The 21215-nt window shown below is 69.5% G+C and carries 22 protein-coding genes and 1 pseudogene; 13 read left to right on the forward strand and 10 right to left on the reverse strand.

Annotated features, from left to right (window positions below):
• Window positions 1–120 precede the first annotated feature (120 nt).
• The 4 genes from ACFYOH_RS00095 to ACFYOH_RS00110 form a co-directional block, all read right to left on the reverse strand.
• Window positions 121–1308 (reverse strand): SPFH domain-containing protein, encoded by a 1188-nt coding sequence (locus tag ACFYOH_RS00095; protein WP_388619255.1) that lies wholly within the window; start codon window positions 1306–1308, stop codon window positions 121–123.
• An 11-nt stretch (window positions 1309–1319) separates the two neighbouring features.
• A complete protein-coding gene (locus ACFYOH_RS00100; protein ID WP_388619257.1) occupies window positions 1320–1571 on the reverse strand; it encodes a hypothetical protein in 252 nt (83 codons plus the stop codon).
• 176 nt (window positions 1572–1747) lie between these two features.
• Entirely contained in the window at window positions 1748–2242 is a 495-nt protein-coding gene (locus tag ACFYOH_RS00105; protein ID WP_388621007.1) for a PaaI family thioesterase, read from the reverse strand.
• 119 nt (window positions 2243–2361) lie between these two features.
• Entirely contained in the window at window positions 2362–2853 is a 492-nt protein-coding gene (locus ACFYOH_RS00110; protein ID WP_388619259.1) for a winged helix-turn-helix transcriptional regulator, read from the reverse strand.
• A 95-nt stretch (window positions 2854–2948) separates the two neighbouring features.
• Here ACFYOH_RS00110 and ACFYOH_RS00115 point away from each other — a divergent pair, with 95 nt between their 5' ends.
• The 4 genes and pseudogenes from ACFYOH_RS00115 to ACFYOH_RS00130 all read left to right on the forward strand — a co-directional run.
• A complete protein-coding gene (locus tag ACFYOH_RS00115) occupies window positions 2949–3647 on the forward strand; it encodes an SDR family oxidoreductase (protein ID WP_388619261.1) in 699 nt (232 codons plus the stop codon).
• 12 nt (window positions 3648–3659) lie between these two features.
• On the forward strand, window positions 3660–5240 hold the full coding sequence (locus ACFYOH_RS00120; RefSeq protein ID WP_388619264.1) for an MFS transporter: 1581 nt from the start codon (window positions 3660–3662) through the stop codon (window positions 5238–5240).
• A 165-nt stretch (window positions 5241–5405) separates the two neighbouring features.
• Complete coding sequence (locus ACFYOH_RS00125; RefSeq protein WP_388619267.1) at window positions 5406–6914, forward strand: DUF4246 domain-containing protein; 1509 nt, start codon at window positions 5406–5408, stop codon at window positions 6912–6914.
• 122 nt (window positions 6915–7036) lie between these two features.
• A pseudogene (locus ACFYOH_RS00130) lies at window positions 7037–7525 on the forward strand (YdcF family protein); the annotation flags it as partial.
• 85 nt (window positions 7526–7610) lie between these two features.
• Here ACFYOH_RS00130 and ACFYOH_RS00135 read toward each other — a convergent pair.
• The gene (locus ACFYOH_RS00135) at window positions 7611–8312 is read right to left on the reverse strand and encodes a hypothetical protein (RefSeq protein WP_388619269.1); all 702 of its coding nucleotides are present in this window, start codon (window positions 8310–8312) and stop codon (window positions 7611–7613) included.
• Window positions 8313–8620: 308 nt separating this feature from the next.
• Between ACFYOH_RS00135 and hemL the strand changes: the two genes are divergently transcribed.
• From hemL to ACFYOH_RS00175, 8 genes are all read left to right on the forward strand, one after another.
• Window positions 8621–9937: a glutamate-1-semialdehyde 2,1-aminomutase gene (gene hemL / locus ACFYOH_RS00140; RefSeq protein ID WP_388621009.1), complete on the forward strand. Its 1317-nt coding sequence runs from the start codon at window positions 8621–8623 to the stop codon at window positions 9935–9937.
• 47 nt (window positions 9938–9984) lie between these two features.
• Window positions 9985–10644: a histidine phosphatase family protein gene (locus tag ACFYOH_RS00145; RefSeq protein ID WP_388621010.1), complete on the forward strand. Its 660-nt coding sequence runs from the start codon at window positions 9985–9987 to the stop codon at window positions 10642–10644.
• Between the two features lie 149 nt (window positions 10645–10793).
• Window positions 10794–12062 carry a hypothetical protein gene (locus ACFYOH_RS00150; RefSeq protein ID WP_388619271.1) on the forward strand — a complete coding sequence of 423 codons (1269 nt, stop codon included), beginning with the start codon at window positions 10794–10796 and terminating at the stop codon, window positions 12060–12062.
• A 139-nt stretch (window positions 12063–12201) separates the two neighbouring features.
• On the forward strand, window positions 12202–12792 hold the full coding sequence (locus ACFYOH_RS00155; RefSeq protein WP_388619273.1) for a TlpA family protein disulfide reductase: 591 nt from the start codon (window positions 12202–12204) through the stop codon (window positions 12790–12792).
• A 1-nt stretch (window position 12793) separates the two neighbouring features.
• Window positions 12794–13564 carry a cytochrome c biogenesis CcdA family protein gene (locus ACFYOH_RS00160; RefSeq protein WP_388619276.1) on the forward strand — a complete coding sequence of 257 codons (771 nt, stop codon included), beginning with the start codon at window positions 12794–12796 and terminating at the stop codon, window positions 13562–13564.
• Window positions 13565–13567: 3 nt separating this feature from the next.
• Window positions 13568–15289 carry a cytochrome c biogenesis protein ResB gene (locus ACFYOH_RS00165; RefSeq protein ID WP_388619279.1) on the forward strand — a complete coding sequence of 574 codons (1722 nt, stop codon included), beginning with the start codon at window positions 13568–13570 and terminating at the stop codon, window positions 15287–15289.
• Window positions 15286–16386: a c-type cytochrome biogenesis protein CcsB gene (gene ccsB, locus ACFYOH_RS00170; protein ID WP_388619282.1), complete on the forward strand. Its 1101-nt coding sequence runs from the start codon at window positions 15286–15288 to the stop codon at window positions 16384–16386. The genes ACFYOH_RS00165 and ccsB overlap by 4 nt, the downstream gene beginning before the upstream one ends.
• 25 nt (window positions 16387–16411) lie before the next feature.
• Window positions 16412–16891: a hypothetical protein gene (locus tag ACFYOH_RS00175; RefSeq protein WP_388619284.1), complete on the forward strand. Its 480-nt coding sequence runs from the start codon at window positions 16412–16414 to the stop codon at window positions 16889–16891.
• 157 nt (window positions 16892–17048) lie between these two features.
• Here ACFYOH_RS00175 and ACFYOH_RS00180 read toward each other — a convergent pair whose 3' ends face one another.
• The 5 genes from ACFYOH_RS00180 to ACFYOH_RS00200 form a co-directional block, all read right to left on the reverse strand.
• Entirely contained in the window at window positions 17049–18014 is a 966-nt protein-coding gene (locus ACFYOH_RS00180; RefSeq protein WP_388619287.1) for an isopenicillin N synthase family dioxygenase, read from the reverse strand.
• Window positions 18007–18456 carry a nucleoside deaminase gene (locus ACFYOH_RS00185; RefSeq protein WP_388619289.1) on the reverse strand — a complete coding sequence of 150 codons (450 nt, stop codon included), beginning with the start codon at window positions 18454–18456 and terminating at the stop codon, window positions 18007–18009. Before ACFYOH_RS00185 ends, ACFYOH_RS00180 begins: the two co-directional genes overlap by 8 nt.
• 109 nt (window positions 18457–18565) lie before the next feature.
• The gene (locus ACFYOH_RS00190; RefSeq protein WP_388619292.1) at window positions 18566–18922 is read right to left on the reverse strand and encodes a hypothetical protein; all 357 of its coding nucleotides are present in this window, start codon (window positions 18920–18922) and stop codon (window positions 18566–18568) included.
• Complete coding sequence (locus ACFYOH_RS00195; RefSeq protein ID WP_388619294.1) at window positions 18919–19629, reverse strand: DUF6232 family protein; 711 nt, start codon at window positions 19627–19629, stop codon at window positions 18919–18921. The genes ACFYOH_RS00190 and ACFYOH_RS00195 overlap by 4 nt, the downstream gene beginning before the upstream one ends.
• 130 nt (window positions 19630–19759) lie before the next feature.
• The gene (locus ACFYOH_RS00200) at window positions 19760–20734 is read right to left on the reverse strand and encodes a zinc-binding alcohol dehydrogenase family protein (protein ID WP_388619297.1); all 975 of its coding nucleotides are present in this window, start codon (window positions 20732–20734) and stop codon (window positions 19760–19762) included.
• A gap of 101 nt (window positions 20735–20835) precedes the next feature.
• Here ACFYOH_RS00200 and ACFYOH_RS00205 point away from each other — a divergent pair, with 101 nt between their 5' ends.
• Window positions 20836–21168, forward strand: a complete 333-nt coding sequence (locus ACFYOH_RS00205) for an ArsR/SmtB family transcription factor (protein WP_388621012.1) — start codon at window positions 20836–20838, stop codon at window positions 21166–21168.
• Window positions 21169–21215: the final 47 nt, after the last annotated feature.

A 21215-nucleotide genomic window follows, 5' to 3' on the forward strand; every position in this document is an offset into this window, starting at 1 on the left:
GTACATCAGCGCCCCTGAGGGGCGCTGGGCTGTGTTCGACATGCGGCTACCGCCGCGCGGGCGAGACCAGCCACCACGGCACACGAAGGACGACCCGGACCGGCCAGGCCGGCGGAGCGCCTAGTCGACGTCCACCGGCCCGTCGTCCGACCTCCGCTCCTTGCCGGAGTGCAGCTGGAGCAGGCCGTTGACGTCACCCCTGGTGCCCTGGCCGCCCTGGCCGTCCTTGTCCTGGCCCAGGCCCTGCCGGACCGAGTCGAGGATCGTCAGGCCCTGGGACACCAGGCCGGCGGCGATCTCGCCGAGGCCGTCCGCGCCGTTCAGGACGTTGACGTTGGCGCCGGACAGACCGCCGGCGGCCTCCTTCACGATCTGCGGGAGCTGGTCGATGAGCATCCGGTCCAGCGCGACCCGGTCGTAGGAGGCCGCGGCCTCCGCCTGGATCTTCATGCGCTGGGCCTCGGCGGCGGCGAGGATCCTGACCCGCTCGGCCTCGGCCTCGGCGGGCCTGACGACCTCGGCGACCAGCTGCTGCTCGCGCAGCTTGGCCTGGCGCTGGGCCAGTTCCGTCTGGGCGGCGAGCACCTCCTGCTGGGCGTGGGCCTGTGCCAGCGGTCCGGCCTGCGCGGCCTGCGCCTGGGCGCGGTCCACCTCGGCCGAGTACTCGGCCTTGACGATCGCGGTCTGCCGGGCGTACTCGGCCTGCTTGCGGGCCGCCTCCTGCTCCGCCTCGACCGCGGCCTGGGTGGCCTGGGCCTGGGCGATCTGGGCCTGCCGCTGGATCGCCGCCTTGTGCGGGGCGGACATCGCGTCGATGTAGCCGGTGTCGCCGTCGTCGATGGACTGGATCTGCAGCGAGTCGACGATCAGGCCGATCTTGGCCATCTCCGTCTTGGAGGTGTCCAGCACCTCGGCGGCGAGCTTCTGCCGTTCGGTGACGATCTCCTCGACCGTCATCGAGCCGATGATGGCCCGGAGGTGGCCGGCGAAGATCCGGCCGGTGAGCACGGACATCTGCTCCTGGTCGGAGAGGAAGCGCTGGCCGGCGTTGATGATGCTCTCGTGGTCGTTGCCGACCTTGAAGGCGATGACCGCGCGGACGTGCAGCGAGATGCCCTGCTTGGTCACACAGGTTTCGGTGACCTCGGCCTCACACATGGAGAGGGTGAGGAACCGGACCTTGCGAAAGACCGGGAGCACGAACTTTCCGTGGCCCGTCACCACGCGGAACGGAGCGCCCCCCAGTCCCCGCCGGCCCCCCGAGATCAACATCGCCTCGTCGGGAGCGGGAACGCGGTATCCGAACATACCTGTACTCCTCAGCTTGCGCCGGCGGCCTCTCCGCCGAGCGCGTCCAATGGATCCACCCACTCGATGACGCCGACCTCGCGGCATCCCCGTGATTCGATCACGAGGACCGTGGCGCCCGCGGGCAGGGGATCCTCGGACCATGCCAGAAACGTTTCGGAGCCGCCTCGAACCCGGACCAGGACCTCACCGGGACCCGCGGATCCCCGCGTCCCTATGAGCACCTTGCCCGTACAGCCGACCACGGCCTCGTCCTGCGGCATCACCGGCCGTCCTCCTCGTTCTGGCCTGAGAATTCCGACGATAGACCGACCGGGGCCGGTTCCCAACGGGTGGGAGGTGGCGGTGTTCCGGTCCCGGTGTTCCGGTCGCGGTGTTCCGCTCTCGGTGTCTCGGTCTCAGTGTTCCGCTCCCGTCTTCCCGGCGACACCGGAGGTGGTCAGCGGGCCGGGACCGGGAAGAGCATGCAGCTGCTGGTGGCGTGGGCCAGCAGCCGGTCGTCGGAGTCGCGGAGTTCCGCCTGGGCGAGGGCGGTGCGGCGGCCGCTGTTGAGGACGGTGCCGATGGCGCGGACCTTGCCGGTGTCGACGGTGATCGGGCGCAGGAATTTCAGGGTCAGGTCGATCGAGGTGTATCCCATGCCCTGGGGCAGCACGGACTGCACCGCGCAGCCGGCCGCCGAGTCGAGGAGCGTGGCGTAGACGCCGCCGTGGACGCTGCCGATCGGGTTGTAGTGCTCCTCGCCCGGCACCAGTACGAAGACCGCCCGGCCGTGCTCGGCCTCCTCCAGGGTGAAGCCGAGGGTGGCGGCGATCGGCGGGGCGGGCAGGCGCCCGGCCAGGATCTCGCGGAGGAAGTCGAGACCGCTGTGGTGGGGGACGGCCTCGGCGGAAAGGGCGGGGTCCTCCCAGCCGAACACGCGAGATCTGCGCATCTCCGCTCCTGTCTCGCCGGTCGCGCCGGTGACCTGGGACTTCTTCGATGTGTCGGGCATGGGGGCGGCTCCTTGGGGGCGGGTGAGTCGGTGGGGTGCGCCGGTCGGCGACGGCGGGTTCAGGGGGTGTCCGGGCCGACGCGCAGGAGACCCGGGCCGGCGTCGACGAACGTGCCACCGATCGGCACGTCGTGGCCGTCGTCGCAGCGCAGCACCACGTGTACCGGGGCGCCGCAGTTCTCGTGGCGTACGACCACGGGGGGTCCCTGTTCGTCGGCGGCCCAGGTGTCGCCCCACTGCCGCAGCGCCGAGAGGACGGGCAGGAAGTCCCGCCCCTTCTCGGTCAGTTGATAGGCGTACCGGGTCCGCTGGCCGGGTTCCTGGTAGGGCACGCGCTCCAGGAGGCCGGCGGCGGTGAGTTCCTTCAGGCGCGTGGAGGCGGCGGGTTCGCCGATGCCCACACGCTTGGCGAAGTCGTCGAACCGGCGGGTGCCGAAGAACGCCTCGCGCAGGATCAGCAGCGCCGTCCTGGTGCCGACGATCTCCAGGGTCCTGGCGATGGAGCAGTTGGCCATGGACCAGGCGTCCCGTTCCTTCAGCAGATCGTTCATCTCTCAGCCCTCCGCCTGGCTTGCCTCTTCCAAAGTCAGCCTATAACGTCGTAGCTAACTTCTGAAAGCATTAGTCAGCTCCCGAGGGAAGAACCATGGACATCAGCGCAGCAACCGCCCTGGTCACCGGAGCCAACCGCGGTCTCGGCAGGGCGCTCGCCCAGGAACTGGTCGCGCGCGGCGCCACGGTGTACGGGGCGGCCCGCCGACCGGACCAGATCGATCTGCCCGGCGTGAAGCCGATACGGCTCGACGTCACCGACCCCGCCTCTGTCGCAGCGGCCGCCGAGGAGGCCGGTGACATCACCGTGCTGATCAACAACGCGGGCAGTTCCACGGGCGCCGATCTGCTGACCGGCAGCTGGGACGCCGTACGCCTGGAGATGGAGACCCACTACCTGGGCACCCTCGGCGTGATCCGGGCGTTCGCCCCGGTGATCGAGTCCCAGGGCGGAGGCTCCATCCTCAACATCCTGTCCGTGCTGTCATGGATCACCTTCCCCACCGTGGGCGCCTACTCCGCGGCCAAGTCCGCGCAGTGGAGCCTGACCAACGCGGTGCGCCAGCAGCTCGCACCCCGGGGCATCACCGTCTCCGGACTGCACGTCGGCTACATGGACACCGACATGGCCCGCCACGTCACCGATCCCAAGACCGACCCGGCGGACGTCGCCCGTGCCGCCGTGGACGGCATCGCCGCCGGCGCGCCCGAGATCGTCGTGGACGACCTCAGCCGCCAGGTCCAGGCGGGCCTCTCCGGTGGCGTCGCCGCCCTCTACCCGCAGCTCGGCTGAGACGAGGACATCATGGTTTCCACCCCGTCCCCCGCCCCGGGCCGGCTCAAGCCGGCCGAGCGGCCCACCGGTGTCCGGCCTTCCCCGAACCAGCCCTCCCGCGGCGCCGCCGCCGTCACGCTCATCGCGATGTGCCTGGGCGCCATGACGACGTTTCTGCTGATCACCGCCTCGGTGTCGGCGCTGTCGGCCATCCAGGACGACCTGCACGTCTCCCCGACCGGCCTCGTCTGGATCCCCTCCGCGTACACCCTGCTCGTGGCCAGCCTGGTGATGTCCGCGGGCACCATCGGCAACCTCTACGGCCGCAAGCGCGCCTTCGTCACCGGCGCCGCGGTCATGATCATCGGGTCGCTCATCGTCTACACCGCGGGTTCGGCGGGGGGCGTCATCGCCGGCCAGCTCGTCTCCGGCCTCGGCGGCGCTCTCATCCTGCCCAACAGCCTGGCCATCCTGGGAGCCACGTTCCCCGACCCCCACCGTCGTACCGAAGTCGTCACCGTCTGGGCGGCCTCCTCCGGCATCGGACTCGCCGCCGGCCCGCTGATCGCGGGCACCCTGCTGGACCACTTCCACTGGAACACGGTCTTCCTGTCGACCGCCGTCCTCGCCGTCGTGACCATGGCCGTCGCCGTCTTCGTCGCCGAATCGCGCGGCCCCGAGGGCAAACTCGACATCCCCGGCCAGGTCCTGGCCGTGCTGGGCATCGCCGCCCTCGTCTACGCCCTCATCGAAGGCGGACACGACGGCTACACCAGCCCCCGGATCCTCACTGCCTGGTTCATCGCCGCCGCGGCCCTGACCGGGTTCGTTCTCGTCGAGCGCGCCGGCCGCACGCCCATGCTGGACATCAGCCTCTTCCGGTCGGCGTCGTTCAGCGCCGTCATGTTCGTCGCGGCGGTCTCCCTGTTCGGCTTCACCGGGCTGGCCATCCTGTCGGTGCTCTTCTACGAGCGCGTCCAGCATCTGTCCGCCCTGGCCGTGGGCTGGCGGCTGCTGGCCTTCTTCGGCGTCTACGTCGTCGTCAGCTACGCGACCGGACGCGTGATCCGCCGTACCGGCTTCAAGCTCCCGCTGACCCTGGGCTTCCTCATCGGAGCCGCCGCCACGGCCGGCCTGACCACGCTGGAGCCGGCCACCCCCTATGCCCGGGTGTGGTGGCTGTACGTGCTCTTCGGCGCCGCATCCGGCATGGTGGCCGCGCCGAGCACCGCCGCCGCCCTGGTCAGCGTCTCCCATGAACGCGCCGGCATGGCCTCCGGAGCCGTCAACGCCTTCCGCCAGATCGGATCCGTCACCGGCTCCTCCCTCCTCGGCGCCCTCCTGGCCGGCCGGCTCCAGTCCCAACTGCCCACCCGTCTCGCCGCTCACCACGTCCCCCGAGCAGCCTGGCCCACCGTCGAACACGCCGTCTCCACAGGCACCGGCGGCCACCGCCCGACCCCGCCGAACGTGACCGCCGCGATCGGCGACGCCTTCACCTCCGGCGTCCACGCCGGCATGACGGTCATCACCGCCGTATTCCTGTGCGCGGCCGTCGCCTCGGCGCTCCTGGTCCACAACCGGCCGCACCACGCCTCCGCGACGAATTAAGAGCAGGGGAGAAATTGCCCTGGCTGGGGGGAGGTCGTCCGGGCATCACGCGACCACGTCGAACTCCTGGCTCACGGAACGGCGTTGACAGGGGCCACGGCTGCGGTGTCAGTCTGCTGAAGTATCCTTCCCGCCACCGCACACCGACTGGGAGGACCGACAGAATTGACTGGCCTGCCTGCTTTCCCGCTGCCCTTTCATGCTTCCCGTTCCATATCGTTCGCGACACCGCGAACGCTGCGGGAACTTCAGATGATGCAGTGCAGCGCACACATTCGGGCGAAGCCGGGGTGGTTCGACAAGGTGAACGATGCCGGCATCGTCGCCAGGTGGACCCAAGAAGCGGTCGCCCAGGGCCTCACCGAAGCGCAGGTTCGTTACGTGCTTGCCGAACTCGTGCATTACGCCGCGCTGCGGGACGGCCGAACCGGCATCGAGGTGTCCGCCGTCGACGGGGTGTGGCAGTCGGACACACTGGTCGACGACAAGCTCAGATCCCGGCTGCGCGAGGCGGTTCGGGTCCTGGAACAGGTCCCCGAAGCAGAACAGGACTGGCATCCTGGATCCGACGGCCAGGTACTGGATCTGGTTCATCCCTCACTGTTCTGCCTGGTGAGAGGGGTGAGCGGCGCGCCCGAGCGGGCTTGGCAGAACCCGACGGACCGCTATTCGAAGTACGAATTCTCGGAGAAATTCCAGTGGCTGCCCACGGACGTCGATGTCAGCGACGACGGCGATGTCGCCTTCCGTTCGTACGTCAATAACGTCCACCCCGAGACTCATCGCGAACTGGCTTCCGTCCTGCCAGACCTGTTCGCGCGCTTTCGCCCGCTGCTGGAGAACGTGCTCACCGATCTGCGCCATCCGCGGCCCCTGCGGATCGAGGCCGATCCCTTCGGGTGGTACGACTCGGAGCCGGAGTATCCGAACAAGTCCTCCTACAGTGATGACGGGGCCTACGCAGAAGCCGTCCGTGCATGGGAAGAGGCCCAGGACGACTGGTGGGAAAACCGCCGCCCGGTCATCCCGGACGCCCCGGCCTTCACCCCGCCCGAGTTGCCTGACGAATCCGCCCGAGTCGACCTGCGCGGTCGCCGCCTCCAGATCATCGTCAAGCTCGCCACCATTCATCTCACTCCGGACAAGCCCGAGTACCCTGGCGGTTCCTGGCATGTCGAGGGGATGTTGAACGAGCGGATTGTCGCGACCGGCATCTACTACTGGGACAGCGAGAACATCACCGAAAGCCGGCTGAGTTTCCGGGCGGCACTCGACGACCCGGACTACGAACAGAGCGATGACAACGGTGTGCGTGAGGTCTATGGCCTGGAGGACGAAGACGCACTGAACCAGATGCTGGGATCGGCATCGACACCAGCGGGCCGCTGCCTGGCGTTCCCGAACATCCTGCAACACCGCGTCGGCTCATTCCGCCTCATGGACCACACCCGCCCGGGACATCGCAAAATTCTCGCGTTCTTCCTGGTCGACCCGTCGGAAAAGATCGTTTCGACATCCGATGTCCCACCGCAACAACCATGGTCCGACACCTCGACCATGACGCTTGAACAGGCCAAGAACTACCGCGAAGAACTCATGCAGGAACGGAAGTTCTTCGTCGACGAACACAACGAGCAGCTCTACGAACGAGAATTCTCCCTCTGCGAGCACTGAATCTCTTCCATCCTGAATACGTGCGGGTCACCCGGACGCAGGACAAGCTCCGTGATCGGCTGTTCCGTCGGGGGCTCCGGCTCGTTGGGCAGTATCGAGGGCATCCGAAAGGGCCGGCAGGGATGAGTCAGGGAGTGCCAGTGCCGCAGCACGAGCAGCGTCAGATCACCGTCGAGCAGTTCCAGGACGCGACGCTGATCTGGAACTATCACCAGATGGGCCACGAGCAGCGGCCCTGCTCGGCGGCGATCGGCCTGGGCTGCCACGACCTCGGTGTGGCCACTACGGCCGCCGAGCTGTACCGCGCCGGCCTCTTCCCGGTGCTGGTGTTCAGCGGCGGAAACAGCCCCACCACTCGCGCCCGCTTCCCGCGCGGCGAGGCCGTTCACTACCGGGAGCATGCCCTGAGCCTGGGTGTGCCGGACGAGGCGATCCTGGTCGAGCCCAAGGCGGCCAACACCGGCCAGAACATCAGCTTCTCCCGCGAGCTGCTCGGCGAGGCCGGTGTGCAGGTCGACTCGCTGCTTCTGATCTCCAAGCCGTACATGGAACGCCGCTCGTACGCGACCTGCCGCAAGCTGTGGCCCGAGGTCGAGGTCGTGCTGCCCTCAATGTGCCCCGGCCGCCTGACGACCCCTTCCGGCGCATGACGAGGGCGGGGTCGTGAAACCCCACCCAACCCCTCGAACCCCCAGCTCAAGGCCAAACAAGGCAATAAGGCTGATGCCCCGCCTCATGCAGCCGATGCGAGAAGTCCTGCCATTCGTGCAGCAACTGGTACACATTGAACGCATCCCGTGGCCCACCCCGGTCCGGGACCGTGGACCAGATGAACGCCGCCGCGCCGACCGCTTCCTCGCCGATGCCGCGCAGGGGGTCGACGACGGTCATGGGGAGCTTGACGACGGCGTAGTCGGGGTGGAGGACGACCAGTTCCAGGGGCGGGACCTTGTGCAGGGGGACGCCCTCGATGCCGGTCAGCACCATCGCGGCCATGGTCTCCGGCTTGATCTTGGTGAACATGCCGTTCATGCCCAGCTCGTCGCCGCCGAGTTCCTCGGGGCGCATCGAGATGGGGACGCGGGCCGCGGTCGCGCCGTCGGGCGCGCCGAAGTATTTGTACGTCACCCCCACCCGACCACCCTTCCTGCTCCCCGCCCTCAGGCGGTCTGCCCGGTCGACGAGCCGGCGGTCGGTCGGCCGGTCGAGCTGGCTCTCCAGCTGCCGGTCGGTCCGCCGGTCGTACCACTCGGGCTCACCCGGTACACCCTGTGTCTGACGTGCGTCGCTCTGCCGTGCTTCGGTCGCTTCCTCCGCGTCGCGCCGGTGCCTTCCCCGCCGGGCACGTCGAGGACCCAGGTCATCAGTCCCCTCGCCCAGTCCGCCACCGCGATGCATATCTCCACCCGACTGCTTTTCTAGGACGCGTGGCCCCCGCCGCGCAACCCGATCATCGTGTCAGTGACCTCCCCCACGGCCGCCCGCCGAAACGTGCGGTGGAACAACAGTCCACGGGTTCTTGTCCGGCCCCTGATCATTACGTGCGTAACAGCTGTGTGTATCAGGTCTCAGTCTCGCAGATGGTGGCCCCGCGGTGCCGCGGACCGGAGGTCGGCCGCCTCACGGCCCGCCCGCGGCCTACCCTGAGGGGGTCACCCAAGTCACCGGAGTCCGAGAAGCCGGAGAAGTCGCACACCATGAGTGCCCTGAGCGAAACGCCCTATCCCTTCGACGCGCCCGCCTCCCAGGCGCTCTTCGACCGCGCCTCCGCCGTCACGCCCGGCGGGGTGAACTCGCCGGTGCGCGCCTTCCGCGCGGTCGGCGGCACGCCTCGTTTCATGGTGTCCGGCAAGGGCCCCTACCTCACCGACGCCGACGGCCGCGAGTACGTCGACCTCGTCTGCTCCTGGGGGCCCATGATCCTCGGGCACTCGCACCCCGAGGTCATCGCCGCCGTCCAGGAGGCCGTCGCCCGCGGTACGTCCTTCGGCACGCCCGGTGAGGGCGAGGTCGCGCTCGCCGAGGAGATCGTCGCCCGGGTCGGGCCCGTGCAGCAGGTCCGGCTCGTGAGCAGCGGCACCGAGGCGACCATGAGCGCCATCCGGCTCGCCCGTGGGTTCACCGGCCGGTCCAAGGTGATCAAGTTCGCCGGGTGTTACCACGGGCATGTGGACGCGCTGCTCGCCGCCGCCGGCTCCGGTGTCGCCACCTTCGCGCTGCCCGACACTCCTGGCGTCACCGGCGCGCAGGCCGGGGACACGATCGTGCTGCCGTACAACGATCTCGAGGCCGTGCAGGAGGCCTTCCACCGGTACCCCGGCGAGATCGCGTGCGTGATCACCGAGGCCTCGCCGGGCAACATGGGCGTCGTGCCGCCGGACCCCGGGTTCAACCAGGGACTCAGGGACGCCTGCCACAAGAACGGCGCCCTCTACATCTCCGACGAGGTGATGACCGGGTTCCGGACCAGCCGCGCCGGGTGGTACGGGGTCGACGGGGTCGAGCCCGATCTGATGACGTTCGGGAAGGTGATGGGGGGCGGGTTCCCCGCCGCCGCCTTCGGTGGGCGCGCCGATGTCATGGCGCACCTGGCGCCCGCCGGGCCCGTCTACCAGGCCGGCACGCTCTCCGGCAACCCCGTCGCCACCGCCGCCGGGCTCGCCCAGCTGCGGCTGCTGGACGACGCCGCGTACGAGACGGTGAACGCCGTGTCCGCGCAGATCCAGGCGCTCGTCACCGAGGCGCTGAACAAGGAGGGCGTCGCGCACCGGCTGCAGACGGCCTCCAACATGTTCTCGGTGTTCTTCACCGACCGGCAGGTGCGCGACTACGAGGACGCCAAGCGCCAGGAGTCGTTCCGTTTCACCGCGTTCTTCCACTCGCTGCTGTCGAACGGCGTCTACCTGCCGCCGTCGTCCTTCGAGTCCTGGTTCGTGTCCACGGCCCACGACGAGCGGGCCATCCAGAAGATCGCCGACGCCCTTCCGGCGGCGGCCCGGGCGGCTGCGGAGGCCACCGCGTGAGCAACAGCATCAGCAGCAGGGACAAGGACGTCACCGTCGTCCATCTCATGCGACACGGCGAGGTCGAGAACCCGACCGGCATTCTGTACGGGCGGCTGCCCGGCTACCACCTGTCCGAGCTGGGGCGGCAGATGGCCGACCGGGTCGCCGAGCACCTCGCCGCGCGGGACGTGACGTACGTCTGCGCCTCGCCGCTGGAGCGGGCGCAGGAGACGGCCACCCCGATCGCCAAGGCGCACAGTCTGGACCTGGACACCGACGAGCGGCTCATCGAGGCCGGCAACGTCTTCCAGGGCAAGACCTTCGGCGTCGGCGACGGCGCGCTGCAGCGGCCCGGCAACTGGAAGCACCTCGTCAACCCGTTCCGGCCGTCCTGGGGCGAGCCCTACGTCGACCAGGTCGTGCGGATGATGGGCGCGCTGAACGCGGCCAAGGACCAGGCGCGCGGGCACGAGGCGGTGCTGGTCAGCCATCAGCTGCCGATCTGGATCGTGCGGTCGTACGTCGAGCGGCGGCGGCTGTGGCACGACCCGCGCAAGCGGCAGTGCACACTGGCCTCCCTGACGTCCTTCACCTACCTGGGCGACAAGATCGTGTCGGTCGGCTACAGCGAGCCCGCCATCGATCTCGTCCCGGCCCATCTGCGGGCCGGTGCCAAGCCGCAGAAGGGCAAGGGCACCGCCCGGGGGAAGGCCTTCGGTGCCTGAATGCGCCCGATTCTGACGGCCCGTTTGACGTGACTTAGCGCGCTTTTGCGATATCCGTTACGAAAACCATACGAATCAAAGGAACCTCCCCGATCGTCGCGCCCTCTCTCAGGGTGACTGACACCACGCGCGATGAATCGGGGATTTCCATGCGCACCGTCTCCCGGACCCTCTCCCGCCGGGGAATACTCGGCCTCGGCGCGGGTGCCGCTGCCGCCGCCACCCTCGCCGGCTGCGGGAGCCACACGTCATCGGACGGCGCCGGGCGGTCGAACGGTTCCGGCGACGGAAAGAACGGCCAGGACGGAGGCGCGAGCGGCGCCCCGCAGGGACGGCTCATCGGGGACGGCTCCACGTCGTACACCGGCAAGCAGCCGCACCAGCCGGCCGCGCCCGAGCCGCTGCAGCCCGGCCAGACCCCGCCGCAGTTCGTGGTCTTCTCCTGGGACGGCGCCGGCGAGGTCGGCAACGGGCTCTTCCCGCGCTTCCTGGACCTGGCCAAGCAGCACGGTGCGAGCATGACCTTCTTCCTCTCGGGTCTCTACCTGCTGCCCGAGTCGAAGAAGCGCCTGTACGTTCCGCCGAACAACAGGGTCGGCGCCTCCGACATCGGCTACCTCGCCGACGACCACATCAAGGCGACGCTGACCAACGTCCGCCGGGCCTGGCTCGAAGGCCACGAGATAGGCACCCACTTCAACGGCCACTTCTGCGGCGATGCCCACACCTCGGTCAAGTGGTGGACGCCCCAGCAGTGGCACAGCGAGATCAAGCAGGCCAAGTCCTTCGTCAAGAACTGGAAGACCAACACCGGCCTCACCGACATGCCGGCCCTGCCGTTCGACTACGACAAGGAGCTCGTCGGCGGCCGTACGCCCTGTCTGCTCAACCAGGAGAACCTGCTGCCCACCGCCCGTGAACTGGGCTGGCGTTACGACGCCTCCTCGCCCGGCGGTCTGCAGATGTGGCCGGTGAAGAAGCAGGGGCTGTGGGACCTGCCGCTGCAGGAGATCCCCTTCCCCGGCAGGAAGTTCCAGGTCCTCTCGATGGACTACAACATGATGTTCAACCAGTCGCAGAACTCGACCAAGGCGCCGGCCTACAACTACCCGGCCTGGCGCGAGCAGGCGGCCGGGGCGTACATCGCCGGCTTCAAGCGGGCATACTTCTCGAACCGGGCGCCGTTCTTCATCGGCAACCACTTCGAGCACTGGAACGGCGGCATCTACATGGACGCCGTCGAGCAGGCCTTCAAGCACATCGCCCGGGCGAAGGAGAAGGGCGCCGACGTACGGCTCGTCTCCTTCCGGCAGTTCTGCGACTGGATCGACGTGCAGAAGCCCGAGGTGCTCGCCAAGCTGCGCACGCTGGCGCCCGGACAGGCTCCGGCCGGCGGCTGGAAGACCTTCCTCGCGTAGCGCCCCGACCACTTCCCCGCGCAGCCTCTCGCTCGACCCCCTGCCGGAAATGTCCCGTGTAAATACGCCCTGAAATGGCGTTTTCCGCCCGGCAGGGGGGTGCCACAGATCGCCGGAACGGACATGCGAAACTTTTCACATGAGTACCCGTAGCCGCGCCGTCCAGCTCAGCGCCGTGGCCGCCGTCGCGGCCCTGACCCTGTCCGCGTGCGGCAAGGGCGGCACCTCCGGCGGCGGTGGCAACACCAACTTCGTCACCGGCCACAACGGCATCGACACCGTGCCGGTGGGCAAGCGCACCGGTGCCCCGGACCTGTCCGGCAAGACCATCGACGGCAAGGCCCTGGACGTCGCCGACTACAAGGGCCAGGTCGTCGTCGTCAACGTCTGGGGCTCATGGTGCGGGCCGTGCCGCGAGGAGGCCCAGTACTTCTCCAAGGTGTCGAAGCAGTACCAGGGCAAGGGTGTGCAGTTCGTCGGCATCAACACCCGGGACACCAGCACCACCCCCGCGGTCGCCTTCGAGAAGGAGCACGGGATCAGCTACCCGAGCCTGTACGACCCCACGGGCAGGCTGATGCTCCGCTTCAAGAAGGGCACCCTCAACCCGCAGCTGATCCCCTCCACGCTCGTCATCGACAAGCAGGGGAAGGTCGCCGCGCGGGCCCTGGAGGCGCTCGACGACACCGCCCTGCTGAAGATGCTCAAGCCGGTCCTCGCGGAGAAGTGACGTGAGCGCGCTCCTGACGCTGGCCGCGACGGGCCAGAACGAGACGGTGCGAAGCGGCGCCCTGCTGATCGCCCTGCCGGTCGCGCTGCTCGGCGGGCTCGTCTCCTTCTTCTCCCCGTGCGTCCTGCCCCTGGTCCCCGGCTACCTCTCCTATGTCACCGGCGTCGCCGGCACCGACCTGGCCGAGGCCAGGCGCGGGCGGATGGCCACCGGTGCCCTCCTGTTCGTCCTCGGCTTCACCGCCGTGTTCGTCTCCGGCGGCGCGCTGTTCGGCTTCTTCGGCTCCACCCTGCAGGAGTACAAGGACACGCTGTCCAAGGTGCTCGGCGTGCTCATGATCCTGCTGGGCGTCTTCTTCATGGGGCTGATGCCCTGGCTGACCCAGCGTGAGTTCCGCTTCCACCGGCGCCCGACGGCCGGTCTGATCGGCGCGCCCCTGCTCGGCGCCCTGTTCGGGGTCGGCTGGACCCCCTGCATCGGCCCGACCCTCGCCTCCGTCATCGCCCTGTCCTCCCAGCAGGCGAGCGCCGGCCGGGGCGCCGTACTGACCGTCGCCTACTGCCTCGGCCTCGGCGTCCCCTTCGTGCTCACCGCGATCGCCTTCCGCAAGGCACTCGGCGCGTTCGGCTGGGTCAAGCGCCACTATGTCTGGGTGATGCGCATCGGCGGCACGATGATGATCGTGACCGGTGTGCTGCTGCTGACCGGCGCCTGGGACAGTCTGGTGCAGCAGGTGCAGACCTGGTCCGACGGCTTCACTGTGGGGATCTGATCGATGAGCACAACCGAAACCGACAAGAGCCAGGACCAGGCGGGCCCCGACCACGAGGACCTCGGCGCGGCCGGCTCCCAGCTGTCCACCGCCCCGGCGGAGGAACTCTCCGTCGCGCCCGGCCTCGGCGTCATCGGCTGGGTCCGCTGGTTCTGGCGGCAGCTGACCTCCATGCGGGTCGCGCTGCTGCTGCTCCTGCTGCTCTCGCTCGGCGCGATCCCCGGCTCGCTCATCCCGCAGACCGGCGCCGACCTGAACAAGGTCGACGACTTCCGCAAGGCCCACAAGACGCTCGCGCCGATCTACGACAAGCTCGGCCTGTTCCACGTCTACAGCTCGGTGTGGTTCTCCGCGATCTACATCCTGCTGTTCGTCTCCCTCATCGGCTGTATCGTCCCGCGCACCTGGCAGTTCGTCGGCCAGCTGCGCGGCCGGCCGCCGGGCGCCCCCAAGCGGCTGAACCGGCTGCCCGCCTACACGACATGGCGTACGACCGCCGAGCCCGAGCAGGTGCGCGAGGCCGCGCTCGCCCTGCTGAAGAAGCGCCGCTTCCGCGCCCATGTCGCCGGTGACGCCGTCGCCGCCGAGAAGGGCTATCTGCGCGAGCTGGGCAACCTGGCCTTCCACATCGCCCTGATCGTGCTGCTGATCGCCTTCGCCTCCGGCCAGCTGTACAAGTCGGACGGCACCAAGCTGGTGGTGGAGGGCGACGGGTTCTCCAACGCGCTTCCGCAGTACGACGACTTCAAGTCCGGCAGCCTGTTCCAGGCCGATGACCTGGTGCCGTTCAGCTTCAGCCTGAAGGACTTCAAGGCCACCTACGAGGTCACCGGGCCCAACAAGGGCACCCCGCGCACCTTCGAGGCGCAGATCACCTACAGCAAGGGCGCGTACGGCAAGGACCGGCCGACCACCATCAAGGTCAACACGCCGCTGACGATCGACGACTCCAAGGTCTACCTCGTCAGCCACGGCTACGCGCCCGTCATCACCGTCCGCGACGGCAAGGGCACGGTCGTCTACCACGCCGCCACACCGCTGCTGCCGCTCGACGGCAATGTCACCTCCAACGGTGTGGTGAAGGTGATGGACGGCTACCGCAACCCGCAGGGCCAGAAGGAACAGCTCGGCTTCCAGGCCTTCTTCGTGCCGACCTTCGATCCGAAGAGCGGCACGATGCTCTCGCAGTTCCCGTCGCTGGTGAACCCTCTGCTCGCGGTCAACGCCTACCACGGCGACCTGGGCGTCGACACGGGCACCCAGAACGTGTACCAGCTGGACAAGACGCACATGAAGGCGTTCAAGGACAGCAAGGGCCAGCTGCTGAAGAAGCTCCTCCAGCCGGGCGACACGCTCACGCTGCCGAACGGCGCCGGGTCCATCACCTTCGAGAAGGACATCAAGGAGTGGGCCGGCTTCGAGATCGTCCAGGAGCCCGGCAGCGGCTGGGCGCTCGGCGGTGCCCTCGCCGCGATCTTCGGTCTGGCCGGCTCCCTGTTCATCCAGCGGCGCCGGGTGTGGGTGCGCGCGGTGCGCGGGGCCGACGGCGTGACGGTCGTCGAGATGGCCGGGCTGGGCCGCAGCGAGTCCGCCAAGGTGCCCGAGGAGCTGGGCGACCTCGCCGGAATCCTCTACGACCAGGCGCCGGGGGCACCCGACCCCGACGACCACTCTTCAGAATCCCCCGACACCCCAGTCGTACCTGCCGAAGGGGCCGAGAAGTGACTCTCGCCGCCGCAACCGATCTCGCCGCCACGACCAACGAACACCTGGCGAGCATCAGCAACACGCTGATCTACTCGTCGATGGCCGTCTACACCCTGGCCTTCTTCGCGTACATCGCCGAATGGCTCTTCGGCAGCCGCAGCAAGGTGGCCCGTACGGCCGCCGCGCTGACGGCTCAGTCGGAGACCTCCGCGAAGGCTCCTGCCGTCACCGTCAAGCAGGCCGGCGGTACGGCCGTGCTGGAGCGGCCCAAGGTCGTCGTCCGCTCGGCCGCCGGTGCCCGTGATGTGCCGGACGGGCCGGGTGCGCACGGCGGGGACGCGCAGGGCGACCTCTACGGGCGGATCGCCGTCTCGCTCACCGTGCTCGCCTTCCTGGTGGAGCTGGCCGGTGTCGTCGCCCGTGCGGCCTCCGTGCAGCGGGCGCCGTGGGGCAACATGTACGAGTTCAACATCACCTTCTCCACGGTGGCCGTCGGCGTGTACCTCGCGCTGCTGGCGCTGAAGAAGAACGTGCGCTGGCTCGGGCTGTTCCTGATCACCACGGTCCTGCTCGACCTGGGCCTCGCGGTCACCGTCCTGTACACCGCGAGCGACCAGCTGGTGCCGGCCCTGCACTCGTACTGGCTGTACATCCACGTCTCCACCGCGATCTTCTGCGGCGCGGTGTTCTACGTCGGCGCGGTCGCCACGATCCTGTACCTGTTCAAGGACTCGTACGAGACCAAGCTGCAGACCGGCGGCAAGCCGGGTGCCTTCGCCACCTCGGTCCTGGAGCGGCTGCCCGCCTCGGCCTCGCTGGACAAGTTCGCCTACCGGGTCAACGCGGCGGTGTTCCCGCTGTGGACGTTCACGATCATCGCGGGTGCGATCTGGGCCGGTGACGCCTGGGGCCGCTACTGGAACTGGGACCCGAAGGAGACCTGGTCCTTCATCACCTGGGTCGCCTACGCCTGCTACCTGCACGCCCGCGCCACGGCCGGCTGGAAGGGCCGCAAGGCCGCCTATCTGGCGATGATCGCCTTCGGTTGCTGGCTGTTCAACTACTACGGCGTCAACATCTTCGTCAGCGGCAAGCACTCCTACGCGGGCGTGTGAGCCGAGGGTCGCCCACACTGGTGTCATGAGCGGTTCCATCGCACAGGGCACCAGCCAGACCCACGGGAACACGCACATACTCCACTTCCTGGTGCGGCTCCCGAGGCCCATGGAAGACGTCTGGCCGGCGGTGGCCACCCCCGAGGGACTCGGGGCGTGGTGCACCGCCGTCGACGTTCTGCAGCCCCGCCTCGACGGCGCGGTCACCCTGCGTGACCTGGGCTCCGGCCGGGTCACCGCCTGGGACGTGGACCGGGTCGCGGAGTACACCGTCGAGGGCGGCGGCCGGATCCGGTTCCATCTGGAGCGGGGCGGCGCCGGCGAGAGCGTGCTGCGCTTCACCCACGAGTTCCAGGGCGAGGCGGCGTCGGAGTCCGCCTGGCGCGACAGATTCGAACGCCTGATCGGCATCCTGGAGTCCACACAGGGCCTCGCGGCCTACCGGACCCCACAGCCCCCCGCGCCCTCGGAACCTTCGGAACCCCTTCCCGGTCAGTTCACCTAGTGCGGCGCAGGCGGTCAGGACGCTGCGGACAGGGTGCCGTGGGTCACCGAGGCGATGTGGTCGCGCAGGCACCCATGCGCACACCTGGTCGCCGACGGAACGGGTGGCAGGCCGAACGCGGAAGTGAACAACCGACGGTGAGGCGCCGGGGCCGGGTTCACCCGACGGTGATCGAGTCCAGCTTCTCGCGCAGGTACACATGCGAGTCGACCGGCGGGTACGCCACCCGGCCCACCGGCGCCGGCACGGACTCCACGCGGGTGCCCGGGTTGCACTCGCCGAAGTACACGAGCGACATCAGCTCCTCGGCGGGCGCGTCGACGGGCGGAGGCAGCACCCGGTGCCGCCCGGAGCGCCACCGGTCGCCGGTCCAACGGGCCAGCAGGTCACCGACGTTGATGGTGAAGGCGGCCGGGTCGTACGGCGCGTCCTCCCAGCCGCCGGCGTCGGTGTACACCTGAAGCCCGCCCTTCCCGGCCTGCCGGTCCAGGACGGTCACGGTGCCGAAGTCGGTGTGCGGCCCGATCCGGAACTGCCCCGGCAGCGGCTCGCCGACGACGTCCGTCCCGGGATACCAGTTGATGTTGAAGCCGTACGTCGGACGGTCCATGTGCCGGGAGAAGAAGTCGGGTTCGAGCCCGAGCGCGTATCCCAGCAGCGACAGCAGCTCCTTCTCCAGGGCGGCCATGCGCGCCAGATACGTCCTGCACAGCTCCCGGAGCTCCGGCACCTCGGCCGGCCACACGTTGGGCGCGTACCACTCGGCGTCGACCACCGGGTCCTCGAACGGCTCGTCCGTCGCGAAGGTCAGCGACTCCTTCAGGTCGGGCGGTGTCTCGGTCCCCTCCGCGTACCCGTTGGCCTCGGCACCGGGCCCGAGCCAGCCCCGGCCGCCGACCTTCGCCTCGTACCGCTGCTTGACCTCGACGGGCAGCAGAAAGAACTCCCGCGCCGCCCGCCGGATCCCCGCCCGCAGCTCCGGCTCCACCCCGTGCCCGGTGACCAGAAGGAATCCGGCGGTCCGCAGCGCCTGGTCGACGGTACGGGCGAGGCCGGCCCGAGCCGCCTCGTCACCGGCCGACCAGGGCCGCAGGTCGATGGTGGGAACACGCGCGTCAGTCACCGATGTCCTCGTTCCACAGCTCGGGGTTGTCCTTGACGAAGGCGCGCATCATCGTCACGCACTCGGGGTCCTCCAGAACCAGGATCTCCACGCCGTGACCGGCCAGCCACTCGTGGCCGCCGTGGAAGGTGGTGGCCTCGCCGATCACCACCCGGGAGATACCGAACTGGCGGACCAGGCCGCTGCAGTACCAGCAGGGGGAGAGGGTGGTGACCATGGTCGTGCCACGGTACGTGCGCTGCCGCCCCGCCGCCCGGAACGCGGCCGTCTCGGCATGCATCGAGGGGTCGCCGTCCTGCACCCGGCGGTTGCGGCCCCGGCCGAGGAGGGTGCCGTCCGGGGCGTACAGCGCGGCGCCGATGGGGATCCCGCCCTCTTCCAGCCCGGCACGGGCCTCTGCTACGGCGGTGGCGAGCCAGGCGCGGGCCTGTCGTTCGTCCATGGCTTCACTGTGCTGGGCGGGGGAGCGGCGGGGCAACAGCGCCCCGAAGGGGCGCTGGGAACTCACCCGGCACGGCGGAGCACCCCCGCGGCGGTCACCCTCCCGTCGGCTACCCGCTGATCATCCCGATGACCGCCCGCACCGCCTCGGCCACGGGCTGGCCGACGGCCCCGACCGTGGTGGCGATCCCCGCGACGGCCATCAGCGCTCGGTGCCGTTCCTGCGCGGGCACGGTGGCGTCGGGGCTGAGGGCGGGCAGGGACTCGTCCAGGAGCTGGGCGCTGGGCGTCGGCACCTGCGCCCGCAACTCGGCGATCAGCCGGTGCAGTTCGGCGAGGGCGGCGACCAGGGCCGGGTCCTGCTGCCCGGCTCCGGCGCCCGCCTGGTTCTTGACGATGCCCTGGTTGCCCTGGCCGCCGTACATGTTCACGTTGTCGCCGTAGTAGTAGTTGTTCGAGCCGCTCATGCGCCGATCCCCACGTTTCCGCTGCCGCCGTACATGTTGACGTTGTCGCCGAAGTAGTAGTTCTTCGGCGAGACGGTGAGGCTCTCCACCGTGACCTTGAACTCGACGTCCGGATGATCGATGGCGTAGGAGATCTGACCGACGATCTGGTCCAGGTACTGCGCGTTCTGGCTGGTGACCAGCGCGGTCGACGCACCTGAGGTCTCGATCGCGAGGACGTGCTGGGGGGCGGCGGTCAGGATGCCGATCATCTCGATCAGGAAGTAGATCTCGGCGAGGGCGGCCACGATCCAGACGAACACGACATAGCCGGCGGCACCGGAGTTGCCGTCCACTCCGCCCCCGTTGATGGAGGCCAGCAGTCCCGGCAGCATCGCGAGGAAACCGACGATCATCGTCACGGCGGTGTACCGCAGGAACCGCAGCACCGCCTCCTTGCGCTTGGGGCGCATGACGAAGGTGTAGACGCGGGCGATGTTGTGCAGCGGGTACACCGCCGCCCCGATCCACAGGATCCGCTTGCTGACCCGCAGATCGACCCGGACCGGCGCCGGATGAGCCGGCGGCGCGGGGACGTCCGGCACGCCCGGCGCAGCGGCGGGCACGGTGGCCGGCGCAGCGGGCGGCGCGGTGGGTGCGGACGTCGGCCGGGTGGGTACGGGTGGCGGATCCTGGGCCGGGCGCTCGGGTGGCTGGCCGTTCTGCATCTGCTTCTGTCCCCCAGAGGTCAGGCGATCCCTCGCAACTCAGTGACGACCATTAACAACATCCCTGCTCGGGATGGCAAGTCGTTATGAATCGCGAAGTTCCCTGGACCCGGGAGAAGTTGACGCACACTCAGTCGGCCACCCGCAGCAGCAGCTTCCCCGTGCTCGACCGTCCTCCCATCAACCGGTGCGCCTCCGCCGCCCGGTCGAGCGGGAACTCGGCCGTCACCGGCAGGGTCACCGTGCCGTCGACCGCCTTCGCGAACGCCCGCTCCGACAGCCGCCGCAGCGCGTCCGGCGCGGTCCGGGCCAGGTTCAGGATGGAGAAGCCGGAGACCGAGACGCCGAGCGGGTACAGCTCGGGCCGGCCCACGCTCCACGGCTCGGCGCCGCTCGCGTTGCCGTAGGAGACCAGGCGCCCGAAGACCGCCAGCGAGGCCAGTCCGGCGCGCAGGGTGTCGCCGCCGACGGGGTCCAGCACCAGGTCGGCACCGCGCCCCCCGGTCGCCGCGCGCACCGGCTCCTGGAAGGCGCCGACGAACACCTCGTCGTAGCCGTGGCTCTTGGCGTGGGCGGCCTTCGCGGCCGAGGACACCACGCCGTGCACCGCCCCGGCGCCCGCCGCCCGCGCGAGCTGCCCGACCGCCGTGCCGACCCCGCCGGCCGCGCCCTGGACGAGGACCGACTCGCCGGGCTGGAGCCGGCCGACGGTGTGGACGAGGGCGTAGGCCGTGGGCAGCACCGTCGGCAGGGTCGCGGCGGTGCGCAGGTCCAGGCCGGCGGGGACCGGGAAGACGGTCGTCGCCTCGGCCACCGCCACCTCCGCGTAGGCGCCGCCCTCGGTGAGCGCGACCACCTCCTGGCCGACGGTGAGTCCCGTGACGCCCGCGCCGAGCGCGCGGACCCGGCCGGAGACCTCCAGGCCGGGGACGTACGGCAGCGCGGGCACCCGGTAGCCCTCCGCGCGGGCCTTGAGGTCGGCGAAGTTCACGCCGGTGTAGGCCACGTCGATGCTCACCTGCCCGGGGCCGGGCTCAGGCTCCTCGGCCGTCACCACTCGCAGCACCTCGGGACCGCCGTACTCCTGGAACTCCACCGCGCGCATGCCACACCCCTGGCTCGACTCGACTGTTCAATCAAAAGCGAACACTCGCGAGTGTATGGTTTTCATCGAACACTCGGCAAGCGGAAGAGGGGAGCGTGGCAGTGACCACCGGCAGTCACCGGGCCGCCCCGGAGCACACCCACCCCGACGAGGTGTCCCTCCTCACGGCGCTCGCCGCCCTCGCCGACCCCGTGCGCCTCACCCTGGTCCGGGAGCTGGCCGGCTCCGGCGACTGGACCCGCAGCTGCGGCAGCTTCGACGTGCCGGTCGGCAAGGCCGCCCTCAGCCACCACTTCGCGGTGCTGCGCGGGGCCGGGCTGGTGGAGCAGCGGGACGAGGGTCCCCGGCGGGTCAACCGGCTGCGCCGGGCCGAGTTCGACGCCCGCTTCCCGGGGCTGCTCGACCTCGTGCTGCGCGCCGACGGCAGATTCTGACGCTCCTTCACATTTCCTTCAGTTCAGGTTCGTTGGGCGTTCCCTTC

The sequence above is a fragment of the Streptomyces sp. NPDC007856 genome, assembly GCF_042868225.1.
Lineage (GTDB): Bacteria > Actinomycetota > Actinomycetes > Streptomycetales > Streptomycetaceae > Streptomyces.